10 protein-coding genes are annotated in these 12,629 nt (G+C 73.2%); 2 read left to right on the top strand and 8 right to left on the bottom strand.

From position 1 onward, the window contains the following. The first annotated feature begins 89 nt into the window (after positions 1–89). On the top strand, positions 90–740 hold the full coding sequence (locus tag AB0P03_RS03180; RefSeq protein ID WP_363627668.1) for a dihydrofolate reductase family protein: 651 nt from the start codon (positions 90–92) through the stop codon (positions 738–740). A 57-nt stretch (positions 741–797) separates the two neighbouring features. Here AB0P03_RS03180 and AB0P03_RS03175 read toward each other — a convergent pair whose 3' ends face one another. From AB0P03_RS03175 to AB0P03_RS03165, 3 genes are read right to left on the bottom strand one after another with little or no spacing between them, the layout of a single operon-like run. After that, positions 798–2,117, bottom strand: coding sequence for a cytochrome P450 (locus AB0P03_RS03175; protein ID WP_363627667.1), 1,320 nt, complete (start codon positions 2,115–2,117; stop codon positions 798–800). Continuing rightward, on the bottom strand, positions 2,101–3,114 hold the full coding sequence (locus tag AB0P03_RS03170) for a terpene synthase family protein (RefSeq protein WP_363627666.1): 1,014 nt from the start codon (positions 3,112–3,114) through the stop codon (positions 2,101–2,103). The genes AB0P03_RS03175 and AB0P03_RS03170 overlap by 17 nt, the downstream gene beginning before the upstream one ends. After that, positions 3,111–3,977: a methyltransferase domain-containing protein gene (locus tag AB0P03_RS03165; protein WP_363586926.1), complete on the bottom strand. Its 867-nt coding sequence runs from the start codon at positions 3,975–3,977 to the stop codon at positions 3,111–3,113. Before AB0P03_RS03165 ends, AB0P03_RS03170 begins: the two co-directional genes overlap by 4 nt. Before the next feature lie 388 nt (positions 3,978–4,365). On the opposite strand from AB0P03_RS03165, the gene AB0P03_RS03160 reads away from it, so the two are divergent. Then, positions 4,366–5,754: an NAD(P)/FAD-dependent oxidoreductase gene (locus tag AB0P03_RS03160; protein ID WP_363627665.1), complete on the top strand. Its 1,389-nt coding sequence runs from the start codon at positions 4,366–4,368 to the stop codon at positions 5,752–5,754. Between the two features lie 428 nt (positions 5,755–6,182). Here AB0P03_RS03160 and AB0P03_RS03155 read toward each other — a convergent pair whose 3' ends face one another. From AB0P03_RS03155 to gndA, 5 genes are all read right to left on the bottom strand, one after another. Then, the gene (locus tag AB0P03_RS03155; protein ID WP_363627664.1) at positions 6,183–6,854 is read right to left on the bottom strand and encodes a hypothetical protein; all 672 of its coding nucleotides are present in this window, start codon (positions 6,852–6,854) and stop codon (positions 6,183–6,185) included. 767 nt (positions 6,855–7,621) lie between these two features. Then, positions 7,622–8,185, bottom strand: coding sequence for a hypothetical protein (locus AB0P03_RS03150; protein ID WP_363627663.1), 564 nt, complete (start codon positions 8,183–8,185; stop codon positions 7,622–7,624). 230 nt (positions 8,186–8,415) lie between these two features. Then, positions 8,416–9,156, bottom strand: a complete 741-nt coding sequence (locus tag AB0P03_RS03145; protein WP_363586922.1) for an SDR family oxidoreductase — start codon at positions 9,154–9,156, stop codon at positions 8,416–8,418. Between the two features lie 114 nt (positions 9,157–9,270). Then, complete coding sequence (locus AB0P03_RS03140; RefSeq protein ID WP_363627662.1) at positions 9,271–11,028, bottom strand: amidohydrolase; 1,758 nt, start codon at positions 11,026–11,028, stop codon at positions 9,271–9,273. Between the two features lie 125 nt (positions 11,029–11,153). Next, the gene (gene gndA, locus AB0P03_RS03135) at positions 11,154–12,599 is read right to left on the bottom strand and encodes an NADP-dependent phosphogluconate dehydrogenase (protein WP_363627661.1); all 1,446 of its coding nucleotides are present in this window, start codon (positions 12,597–12,599) and stop codon (positions 11,154–11,156) included. Between the last annotated feature and the right edge of the window lie 30 nt (positions 12,600–12,629).

The raw sequence follows: 12,629 nt of genomic DNA, 5'->3' as shown, positions 1-12,629 counted from the left end.
ATGTCGATTCGGCCGCGTCCGCTGCGACGTCATGATGTGCGGCGCCTCGCCGCACGGTGACGCGACGACGAGACCTGACGAGGGAACACGTGGACCAACTGCTCAGAGTCATGAACTTCAACGTCTCCAGTGACGGCGTCGGTGCCGGTGCCGGTGAGCACCAGAGCTTCGAGCGGCCGTTCGGCCATGACCATCCCGAGAAGCTGTTCGCCTGGGCCGGGGCCACGGCGAGCTGGCCCATGCGGACGGCTCCCGGGGGGAGCCGGGGCCTCGACGACTACTTCACGCGGGACTTCGCGCGCAACATCGGTGCCGAGATCATGGGCCGCAACAAGTTCGGGCCCCAGCGCGGGCCCTGGCAGGACGACGAGTGGCGCGGCTGGTGGGGTGACGAACCCCCGTTCCACACCCCGGTGTTCGTCATGACCCACCACGAGCGTCCGTCGTTCACGCTCTCCGACACCACGTTCCACTTCGTCGACGGCGAGCCGGCCACGGTCCTGGCCCGGGCGCGGGAGGCCGCGGAGGGCAAGGACGTCCGGCTCGGTGGCGGGGTCGGCACCATCCGGCAGTTCCTCGCCGCCGACCTCGTCGACACCCTGCACGTGGCGGTGTCGCCGGTGGAACTCGGCCCCGGGCTACGGCTCTGGGAGTCCCCCGACGAGCTGCTGGACCGGTTCCACCTGGAGGTGGTGCCCAGCCCGAGCGGGGTGGCGCACCACCTGTTCTGGCGGAGGTGACGTGAGGGCCCGCGCGGGGAGGTCGACGGCCGGGTGACCAGCCGCTCAGGGGCGGGTTCAGGAGTGAGCGGTCACGGTCGCGGTGAGGGGCGCGGGGCCGAGGGTGGCCGCCGCCATCGGGCGGGGGCGGCTGCCCGGGACCGGGTCCACGTGCCAGGCGGCCGTGACCGCCGCCGTCAGGAGGGTGAGCTCCGCCAGGGCGAAGTCGCCGCCGGGGCAGCCGTGCACACCGGCGGCGAAGGGCAGGTAGGCGCCGCGCGGGGGAGCGGGGTGCCGTTGCGGGTCCCAGCGGTCGGGGTCGAACGCGCCCGGGTTGCGGTACCAGCGCGGGTCCCGGTGCAGGGCGTAGGGGCTGTAGAAGATCTGGGCCCCGGGCGGGAGTCGGTGGCCACCCAGTTCCACCGCACTGCCCGTACGGCGGGGGAACAGCCAGATCGGCGGGTAGAGCCGGAGGGTCTCCTGGACGACGCGGTGGGTGAGCACGAGCGCGGGGAGGTCCGCCGGCTCGACGGGGCGGTCGCCGACGACCCGGCGGACCTCCTCGCGGACCCGGCGGCGGAGCTCGGGGTGGCGGGCGAGGAGGATGAACAGCCAGGCGGCGGCCGCGCCGCTGGTGTGGGAGCCGCCGACCAGCAGGGAGGTCACGTCGTCGTGGACCTGCCGCCGGTCGGCGCCGACCGACAGGTGCGTCAGGGCGGCGTTGTGCGGGTCCGCGTCGATGAGGGCGTCGACGACGCCGTGGAGGTCGTTCAGGGCGGTGTGGTAGCTGCGCCGCTCCGGGCCGGGCAGCCGGTCGAGGAACGCGGCGGCGGGCCCGTAGGCCCTGCGGCCCAGTCCGGCCACGACGACCGGCAGGGCGTGGTGGACGACGGAGGCGGCGCCGGCGGGGAGCGGACGGCCGAAGAGGGTCGCGGCGACCACGTTCAGGGTCAGTTCGGCCATCTCGGCGTTGAGGTCGATCCGTTGGCCGTGGTGCCACGAGTCGGCCCGGGCGGTGGCGAGTTCGGCCATGGTGTCGAGGTATCCGGGCAGGCGGGCGGCGCTCAGCAGGGGTTGGACGACGCGGCGGCGGTCCCGGTGGTGGGTGCCGTCGGCCACGGCGATGCCGGTTCCGAACAGGGGACGGGACTTGGTGAAGATCTCGCCGCGGTCGAAGCGTCCCCCGGGTCCGGTCAGCAGGGCCATGACGAGGTCGGGGTGGTTGAGGAGGTAGGCGGGCCGGGGGCCGATGCGGAACTCGACCACGTCCCCGTAGCGGCGTTGGGCGTCGAGGAAGGCCAGGGGCGCTCTGGCCAGCCGGATCGCGTGCCCGAGGAGCGGGACGCCGCCCGGCACCCGGGCCGGGCGGCGGCCGGTGGGGTCAGGGGGTGTCGGCATGGTGGTCCTCTCCCGTGGGCGCAGGCGCGGTTGTTGTCGTTCCGGTGCGGTACCGGGGCGTGCTCAGGCCCCATTCCAGGTGGCCCCGGGCCCAGTCGAGGAGCGCCTCGGCGCAGTGGTCGGCCTGCCGCCGGAGGGCGGGTGGCGTGGCGAGCGCGCGGGCGAGGCCGGTGAGTTCGCGGCGGGCCCGGGCGTGGGCGCGCAGGCGGTCCTCGAAGGCGTCCGTCACGAGGAGGGCGGCGGCGTGCCGGTCCATGCCGCCGTGGTGGGCGGTGACGAGCACCAGGTTGTGGGGGTCGCCCTGGGCGGCCTCCTTGTCCACGGTCATCAGGTCGTTGGTCCAGCACACCAGGTCCGCCGCCGCGACGAGGAGTTCCTGGAAGGGGCGGGAGTAGTACAGGGACGGGGGCAGGAAGCAGCCGTCCGTTCGCTCGACGAGGTCGAACGAGGGCATGATCGCTCCGAAGGCCCGGCGCCAGGCGGGAAACCCGTCCGGGTACGGGACGTGGCCGGCCTGCCGGTGGGCGGCCTGCCAGACGCAGCCGGACAGGTAGTCGGCCACGTGGCGACGGAACCTCAGGACCCAGGCGTCGGGCATGGCGTCCGAGGCCCGCTCGACGATCTCCGCGAGGGCCCGCCCCATGGGCGAGGTGGGAACCGACCCGTACGAGACGATGCCGAGCGGCTCGTGCAGGTGTTCCTCCAGGCGATCGGCGTCACGCCCCAGGTCGCCCTCGTCGATCCGGTCGTCGAGGAGGAACAGCCAGGCCATCCACATCGCCACCAGGGCGCTGTCCGACCGGTCGGCCCGCGGATGGCACCACGCCGCCAACAGCCCGGGACGGATCCGCGCGAGGTTGCGCAGCTCCGCCGACGTCTCGCAGAGGCCGGCGGCCTCCACCCACCGCAGGGTCTGCGCGTCGGCGGTCCCGGCGTGGTCGCCGTGGCGGGCCGGGACGTCCCGGATCGCGGAGCCCTTGAGCACGTCGATCGTCATGCGGCCCCCGCCTTCGGTTGTCGCGCCATTTGTCGTTCCGGCTGGCGTCGCGCCGGGCGAACGCCCCACATGGCGATCATCGCGTGCGCCGTGTCGACGAACCCTGGGCGGCGCAGGTGGGCCAGCGCCTCGGCGCCTTCCGCCTCCCCGAGGGCGCCGGAGCGTGCCATCGCGGGCAGGAGATCGGCGATCGAGAGCGCCCAGGCCCGCCCCGCCGCGTTGGTCGCCGTCAGCGTCGGGCAGTGGACCCGCATCCCCACCTCGCCGAGCCCCAGCCCCCGCAGCGGGGCGGGGAACGACCGGGCCCAGGCCGCCACGTCGCTGCCGAGCGTCGTGGCCAGGGTGGTGGTGACGGCGGCCCCGAGGCGCCGCACGACCGGATCGGGGGAGGAGGCGGAGGGGAAGAACGAGGGGTCCTCGATGTACAGGCGGCCGCCCGGCTTCAGCCAGGACGCCATGCGCCCCGGCAACGAGGCACGATCGGGCAGGTGGCACAGGACACTGCGGGCGACGATGAGGTCGAAGGTGTCGGGCGGGAACCCTTCGGTGCGCACGTCGTGTCGCAGCACCCGCAGGGCCGGGTGGCGCGGGCCCGCGAGGAAGCGGAGGTCCGTGTCGGTGGCCGTCACCTCGCCCTCGGGGTGACGGCGGGCGAGCCACAGGGCCAAGGTCCCGGCCCCCGCCCCGATTTCCAGACAACGGGCCCCGGCCGGTAATTCCCAACGCGCCAGATCGCCGGTCGTCGCGGGATCGCACAAATCGGCCAGGGCGTTCAGACGTTCCATTTGCGCGGGGTGGGCGAAGGCGAGGACTTCGTCCCCGTACGCCGGGAGTTCGCGTTCCGTCGGCGGTTCCTTCCGCATGCGGTACCTCCTTTTCCTCGCCGATTGGATCAGTGCCGTTGTACCGCCCCCTGGCGACACGCCAGTCCGTTCGGTGCGGCGCACCGGATTTCGTGCTTCGCTTCTCGCGGCTTCTTGTGGCTTCTCGCGGTTTCTCGCGGTTTCTGGCGTGGGAGGCCGTGAACACGGCGACGGTGACGGCGGCGCACCGCCGCCGCCCTCGATTCGCATCGATCTCAACACCGGTGTCCACGGGTGTCAACGGGGCGTCAAGGTGCTGGCACGAGCGCCATGGTGGTCGTGCCGCAGGAGGTCCGGTGGGGTTGACGGACAACTCCGCGTCGTCCCAGAGTGTTTCTGCCCACGCGAAAAGAAACCCGGGGAACCGGGATGTCCGAGGAGGCGCCACATGGCCGAAAAGGACCGTGAGGACCGCGTGATCGTGGTCGGATCCGGAATCGCGGGAGCGGCCGCCGCTTTTCGGCTGCGCCAGGCCGGTTGCGACGTCACTCTGTTCGAAAAGGAGGACCACGTCGGAGGCCGGATGTCCACCCGCGAAGTGCCGGTCGGAGACGTCCGATATCGCGTCGACCGCGGCGCGAGCTGGCTTTCCCGGAATTACGCGCCCATGATCCGACTGTTGGAGGACGCGGGGCTCGCCACGCGCATGCTCCCGTGTTCGGACGAGCTGGGCGTGCTGCGCGAGGGCCGGGTGCACCGGCTCTCACTCGTCCAGGCCTCGGGACTCCTGCGGACCGGACTGCTCGGGTGGCGCGCCAAGTTCAAGGCGCTGAACCTGCTGCGCGACCTGGCGGCCGCCCGCCGCCGGCTGCGCTGGGAGGACATGTCCGGCGCCGCCGGGATCGACGGGGAGAGCGCTCGGGAGCACGCCCTGCGCAGGCTCGACCGGGAGCTCCTGGACTACCTGATCGAGCCCCTGTGCAGCACCCAGTTCCTCGTACCCGCCGAGGAGGTCGCCGCCGTCGGCGCCTTCTGCATCATGTGGGGCACGTTCGGGGCCGCGAGCTTCACCTTCGACGGCGGCGTCGGGAGCCTCCCCGGACACCTCCTCGACACCCCCGTGATGCGCGCCCCGGGCACCCGTGTCGAACTGGGCGCCCACGTGACCGAGGTCCGCCGGGACGGGAACGGGGGCGGGGCCGTGGTGGTGTGGGAGCGGGACGGCGAGGTCCGGACGGAGCGGGCCCGCGCCTGCGTCGTGGCCGTGCCCGCCCCGGTCGCGGCCCGGATCGTCACCACCCTCGACGACGACCAGCGCCGCTACCTCGACGGGGTCCGGTACACCAGCGACGTCCACGTCACCTTCGGGCTGCGCCGGCCTCCCGCCGAGACGGCCCTGGGCGTCGCCGTGCCGCGCCGGGAGCACCCGGACCTGTGCGTCGCGCTGTACGAGCACAACCTCGGCCCCGGCCGGGCCCCCGCCGGCCGGGGCCTGGTCACCCTGGTCTTCCGGCACCACTGGAACGCCGCCCGGATGGCCCTCGACGACGACACGGTGATCGCCGACGCCCGCGCGGCCGTGGGCGAGGTGATGCCGGGTCTGGCCGCCCACATCGACGACCACCGGGAGATGGCCGTCGTCCAGCGCTGGGAGAACGCGGTCCTCGCCCGCCCGGCCGGCGGGTACCGGGACCTCGCCGCCTTCACCGCGAGCCTGGATCCGGCCTCCCCCGTCCAACTGGCCGGGGACCACTTCGCCTACAGCACCACCAACGCCGCGCTCGCCACCGGCGAGCGCGCCGCGCGCCGGGTCCTGGACCTGCCCCTCGCGACCTGAGGCGACCAACGCCCTTTCCCCGGCGGGCGGCATCCCCGCGTACCGTCAGCGCCCACCTGTACCGCATCTTCCCCAAGCCGGGCATCACGACGTGGGTCGCCCTCAGGGACGCCCTGAACAGGCTGGAGGAGCATGCCCCTGCCGCGTCCGAGACGGCACGGGCGACGGGCTGGCAGCGTCCGCTCCGGCGCGAGGGGGTGGCGACGGCCGGTCCGCGATGAGGACGGGGCGGCGGAGAGCGCCCGCCCCGGAGGCACGGATGGAGCGACGTCCGGCCGGCTCTCTCACACGTATGACAGTCACGTGACCGCATCGGCGAGACACATGACTGTCATACGCGAGGCCGTTGGACACACATACGCGTCCCTGGGCGCCGAGTGAGGAGAAGCCCGGGATCGGGGACCTCCCGTACTCAACGGCAGTTGAGATCAAGGCCGTTGAGCGTCCTCCTGCGCCGCGAGCGCGTGCCGGCCGGACTCGGCGAGGGTGTACAGCACGGACCGCTGCTGCTTGTGGCGCTGGATGTTCCCCTTGGCCACGAGCGACTCCAGGGTGTTGCGCACGACCTGCGGGGTGGGGGCGCGGTCCGGGTGCTTCGCCAGCAGTTCCTCCCGCAGCTCCTTCGCCAGGCGCGGTTCGTCGTGACCGCTGAGCAGGGACAACAGGAGCTCTCCGAGCAGGGGTTGCCGCGACGTCCCGGCCGCGGCGGCCTGTGCCGGCTTCCCCGTCCGCACCGTCCGCGCCGTCCGCGCCGTGGCCCCGCTCTTCCCCGTCTTCCCGGTCTTCGCGGTCTTTCCCGTCCGTGCCGAGCGCGGCGAGCGCGGCGCGGGTGTGCGGGCGGGGGCCGAAGCGGACGCCCGGCGTCGCTTCGCCCCGGTGAGCACGGGCTCGTCCTGTGCCTGCTCGGGCAGGGGCGCGGGCTCCGACAGGCCCTCGTACCGTTCGGCGAGGCGGAGGATGTCGACCAGGAGGGCTTCCTCCTGCTTCAGCATCCTGGCCTCCTCGGCCAGTTCCTGCTGACGCCGACGGTTCTCTTCCAGATCCGATGCGGCCTGATCGACGAGCCGCGTACGGAGCGTGCTGGCTGGTTGGCTGGTCACAACCGTTCACTCCCTAGTAATGGATGACGTTGCGCATGGTACCCACGCCGGAGCTTCCGTGGAGGAGGGTGCCGGCAGTGTGCGGCATTCCCCCGGGGCCGTGCAGTACCATTCCCGACCATCCCCGACGGGCGGGCAGGGAGCGCCGACACGGCGGGGCGGCGCCGACAGGGCATCGTACGGTCGGCGACATGGTCGGGGACATTGTTCGGTGACGTTACGTCATTCGACTGTTTCCGCCGTGGGCACCGATGGACGACCCTGGTCCCTTCCGCTCCCGCACACACCTGTGCCGGGTACCCACCGACGCCCCGCGGAGGGACTGTTCCGTGACCCGAACCCCCGTCGTCCTCATCCACGGTGCCTGACTGCACGCGTTGTGCGGACGGCGCGGCACACCCGCGCCGGAGGGTGGACACCGGGAACGCACGGCGGGCGCCCTGCTGCTCATCTCCGGCCAGGAGGACCGCATGGTGCCCGACAGTGTCACCCGCTCGGTGTACAAGCTGTACGACGACTCGACGGCGACGAGCGACCTCAACACTTCCCCGACCGTGCGCACTCGCTGACCGTCGACAGCGGCTGGCGCTCCGTCGCCGACCACGTGCTGCTGTGGCTCGCGCTCCAGGACATCCACGGGCCCGACGCGTAGGCGCGGACGGCCGCCGGCCGGTGCGCCGGTCGACCGTCACGGCACCGGCCCGCGCCCCTGCCGCCGTTCGGGCGGCGGGGGCACGGGCCGGTCGCGTGACCGTCCGGGGTGGGGGTCAGCTCGGGAAGGGCCAGGTCGGGCACCACGGCCAGGTGACCTGGCCCGGGTAGGGCGGGCCCCACGGCGGGCACTTGGGCAGGGTCGGCGTCGACGGGGCGCTGGTCCACAGGATCTTGCCGTTCAGCTGGACGGCGATCGCGCCCTCGTTGTAGACGGCCAGTTCGGCGCCGGGGTTGCCGCCGGTGTTGCTGGCCCACAGCGGGGTGTTGGCGGCGGAGTACACGACGAGGTTGCCGTCGCCCTGCATGACCAGGACGTTGCCGTTGGGGACGGCGCCCTTGGCGACCCAGATCGGGGTGGTGTCGCGGTACAGGACGACGTTGCCGTCGCCCTGCATGGCCAGCATGATGTGGCCGTTCGGCGAGTACCAGGCCTGGTCGCGGTTCAGCAGGCTGTTCATCGGGATGTGGGTGGGCTCGGACGGCGCGGCGGTCACGGCGGCCTGGGCCGGGGCGGGGGCGGCGGCCTGGGCGGCGTCGGCGGTACCCGTGGTGAGGGCGCCGAACCCGATCGTGGCGAGGGCGGCCAGGGCGGCGACCCGGGAGCGGAGTCTGGACATGGGTGGGCTTGAAGTCCTTCCGGGGACAGCGGAGTTGACGAGCCAGCGGGGGATTCCTGCGGCGCCCGCCCCGCTGCGTCCGGCGCCGCACCGAACGTTAGGTCCGCGCCGCGCCGCCGATCGGCAGATCCACCGGCAGCTTCCCGCCTGCCACCCCCCGCCTGCCACCCCCCGCCGGCCCGCCCGCGTCGGTTGGCCCCGGTTCCCTGGAGAAGGTCCGCGCGGGGTGCTCAGAACGTCCCGCCGTCCAGTTGGAGGGTGCGGCCGGTCATGTAGGCGGCGTCGTCGGAGGCGAGGAAGGCGTAGCCCGCCGCCACCTCCTCGGGCCGGGCCAGCCGCCGCAGTGCGGTCAGCGTGCCGAGCAGCCGCGCCAGGTCCTGCGTGCCGGCCAGGTCGGGGTGCACGTAGTGCGGCGCGCTCTCGGCGGCCATGTCCGTGTCGGTCCCGCCCGGGGCGATGGCGTTGACGGTGATACCCCTCGTGCCCAGCTCGGCGGAGAGGTTCAGGACCATCGACTCCACGGCGGCCTTGCTGGCCGCGTACAAGGTGTGGTGGAAGACGGCCTTGCCGGCGCTCACCGAGGAGGTCAGCACGATCCGGCCGCCCTCGCGCAGATGCGGCGCGGCGTGCTGCACGGTGAACAGCTGCCCGCGCGTGTTCACCGCGAAGACCCGGTCGAAGTCGGCCGGCGTGATGGTCTCCAGTGCGCCGAAGTACTCGATGCCCGCGCAGGAGGCGACCACGTCCAACTGCCCGAACTCGGCCACCGTCCGCTCGATCAGCGCCGCGATCTGCTCCGGCTCCGCGACGTCGGCCCGGACGGCGATCGCCCGGCCGCCCGCGGCGGCGAGTTCGGCCACCAGTGCGTCCGCGGCCTCCTGGTTGCCCCGGTAGCCGATCGCCACGGCCGCGCCCTCGCCCGCCAACCGCCGGGCGACGGCCGCGCCGATCCCGCGGCTCCCACCGGTCACGACGGCCGCCTTGCCTGCGAACCGTCCCTGCTGCGTGGTTGACACCATTGCTCTACGCCCTCGTCTCGTGTCGGAATGCGTGTGTCGGAAGCTCCCCGGCCCGGCTCCGGACGCTCAGCAGCAGCCCCACTGCGGGGTGGGCGCGGTGGCCGGGGTCGCGGAGGCCCGGGCGGCGGGTGCCGGCGGGTGGACGGTCGTTCCCGCCTTGATCGTCTCGACGACCTCGATGTCGCGGATCGCCTCCGGGTCGACCGTCAGCGGATTGGCACTGAGGATCACCAGGTCCGCGAGCTTGCCGACCTCGATGCTGCCCTTGCGGTCCTGCTCGCCGTACTGGTGGGCGGCGTCGAGGGTGATCGCGCGGACCGCCTCCAGGGCCGACACCCGCTGCTCCGGTCCGAGGACGACCCCGTCGGTTCGGGTGCGCCGGGTCACCTGGCTGGACAGCACGGCGATCGAGTCGGGCAGCGCCACCGGCGCGTCGTGGTGCGAGGTGTAGCGCAGGCCGCGGTCGAGCGCCCAGCGGGCGGGGGAGATGGCGGCCGCCCGCTCCTCGCCGAGGACGGTCCCGCGGTACCAGTCGCCCCAGTAGTAGGTGTGCATGGAGAAGAAGGACGGCACGATCCCCAGCCGGGCGAACGCCTCGACCTGGTCCTCGCGGGCGGTCTGCGCGTGGATGGCCACGGTCGGGCGCCGGCCCGGCCCGGCCGCCTCGACCGCCCGGAGGAACTGGTCGATCGCCGCGTCGCCGTTGACGTGCGCCAGGACCTGCCAGCCCCGCTCGACCGCCGTGCTGACCTGCTTGGCCACCACCGCGTCGTCCCGCTCCGCCGGGTACCCGCAGTAGTCCTCGGGCTGACCGGCCGGCGGCGTCAGGTACGGCGCGGTGAGCCACGCCGTGCGGCCCTGCGGCGAGCCGTCCAGCACCAGCTTCACCCCGGCCGCGCGGACGCCGTCCACGTACTCGTCGCTCACCCCGATCGGGTCGTCCAGTGCGGAGGAGGTCGCCTCGCCGGCCTTCACGTACGCGACCACGTCGACCGCGAACGGCACGGCGGCGGCCGTGTCCCGCAGCGCCTTGAGGTTGGCGAGGGTGGTACCGCCCTCCTGGACGGTGGTGAAGCCGAAGCTCGCCGCCGTGGCCGCGCCGGTGATGAACAGCATCAGCTGTGCCCGTTCCGGCAGCCCCGCGAGCGCCAGGTCCGAGGCCGGGGTGAACGCCTTCTCCTCCAGGACCCCGTCGGGCTCGCCGTACGCGGGCGGGACGGCGAGTTCGCGCCGCCGGATCACCCCGCCCTCGGGGTCGGGCGTGGCGGCCGAGTAGCCGAGCCGTTCCAGGCCGAGGCTGTTCACCGCGCCGAGGTGGAAGGACTGGTGGATGGCGAGCACCGGGCGGTCCGTGGACACCTCGTCGAGGTCGTCGCGGGTGGGGTGGCGGCCCTCGGCGAGCATCGCGTCGTCGTACCCGAACCCGACGATCCACTCGGAGTCCGCGCCCACCGTGCTCCCGGCCCAGTCGCGCAGCTTGTCCTTCAGCGAGTCGAGCCCGGTGACGTCGCCGTCCGGCGCGGCCAGCAGGTTGGCGATGGTGGCCTGGAGGCCGATGCCGCCGAGGTGCCCGTGCGCGTCGACGAAGCCGGGCAGCAGGGCGCGGCCCTCGAGGTCCCGTACGACGGTGTGCGGGCCGCGCCACTGGTCCAGCGCCTCCTGCCGGGGGCCGACGAAGACGATCGTGCCGTCCTTGACGGCCACGGCCACGGCCTCGGCCTCGGGGCGCCGGGCGTCACTTTCGCTGCTCGCGGTGCTTCCGGTGCTCTCGGCGACGGTGACGATCTCGCCGCCGTGGAGGATGAGGTCGGCCTGCTGGGCCATGCGGGTCTCCTGGAGGTAGGGGTTTGCGCCACGCTCCTACCCATGGTGACCGCGGAATCACCTTCTGTGGCGCCGGTCTGTCCGTATGTCGCTCCCGCACGGTGGTTGCGGGTGTCTCAGGTGTCTCAGCGCTGTTCCTCCGGGCGCCTCTCCAGCTCCCAACGGGTGTGGAAGGTCCCCTCCCGGTCGACACGCTGGTAGGTGTGCGCGCCGAAGAAGTCCCGCTGTCCCTGCACGAGTGCGGCCGGGAGGCGCTCCGCCCGCAGGCCGTCGTAGTAGGCGAGCGCGGTCGCGAAGCCGGGGGCGGGCACCCCCAGTTGGGCCGCCGTCGAGACGACCCGCCGCCAGGCCGACTGCGCGGAGCCGAGCGCCTCCCGGAAGTGCGCGTCGGTCAGCAGCGTGGGACGCTCCCGGTCGGCCTCGTACGCGGCCCTGATCCGGTCCAGGAACCGGGCCCTGATGATGCAGCCGCCGCGCCAGATCGCGGCCATCTCACCGGGGTCGATCTGCCAGGAGTACTCCGCGCTGCCGGCCTGGATCTGGTTGAAGCCCTGGGCGTAGGCCACCATCTTGGAGGCGTACAGCGCCTGCTCGACATCCTCCGCGAACCGGTCCGCCGCCGCGCTGTCGAGCCAGGTCTCGGTGGGGCCGGGCAGCCCCCGGCCGGCCTGCCGGAGCGGCACGCTGCCGGACAGCGCCCGGGCGAAGACCGCCTCGGCGATCCCGCTGACGGGCACGCCGAGCTCCAGCGCGCTCTGCACCGTCCAGCGGCCGGTGCCCTTCTGCTCGGCCTGGTCCAGCACGATGTCGACGAAGGGCTTCCCGGTCGCCGCATCGGTGTGGGCGAGGATCTCGGCGGTGATCTCGATCAGGTAGGACTCCAGGCGCCCGCCGTTCCAGGTCCGGAAGACCTCGGCGATCGCGTCGGGTTGCAGTCCGGCGCCGTGCCGCAGCAGGTCGTACGCCTCGGCGATGAGCTGCATGTCGGCGTACTCGATGCCGTTGTGGACCATCTTGACGAAGTGGCCGGCGCCGTCCGGTCCGACGTGGGTGCAGCAGGGCTTGCCGTCGACCTTGGCCGCGATGTCCTCCAGCAGCGGTCCCAGGACCCGGTAGGCCTCCGGGGTGCCGCCGGGCATGATGCTCGGCCCCTCCAGGGCGCCCTGCTCGCCGCCGGAGATGCCGCTGCCCACGAAGTGCAGGCCGCGTTGGCGCAGGGCCGCCTCCCGCCTCCTGGTGTCGAGGAAGTGCGCGTTCCCGCCGTCCACCACCACGTCGCCCTCGTCGAGCAGCGGCACCAGCTCGTCGATGACCGCGTCGGTCGGCGCCCCGGCCTTGACCATGATCACGATCAGGCGGGGGCGTTCCAGGGCCGCGACGAACTTCTCCGTCGTCTCGGCGGCCACGAACTCGCCCTCGTGCCCGAACTCCTCCAGCAGCGCCGTGGTCCGCGCCAGCGTGCGGTTGTGCACGGCCACCCGATAGCCGTGGCGGGCGAAGTTCCTGGCCAGGTTGCGGCCCATCACGGCCAATCCGGTGACGCCGATCCGGGCCGGTGCCTGCTCGGTCATGGCGGGAATCTCCAAGGGGGTCTCGGGGGC

This window comes from Kitasatospora sp. NPDC088779, assembly GCF_040685395.1.
Classification (GTDB): domain Bacteria; phylum Actinomycetota; class Actinomycetes; order Streptomycetales; family Streptomycetaceae; genus Kitasatospora.
Note: the sequence above shows the minus strand (reverse complement) of the source record. Positions and strands in the feature narration are given on the sequence as shown.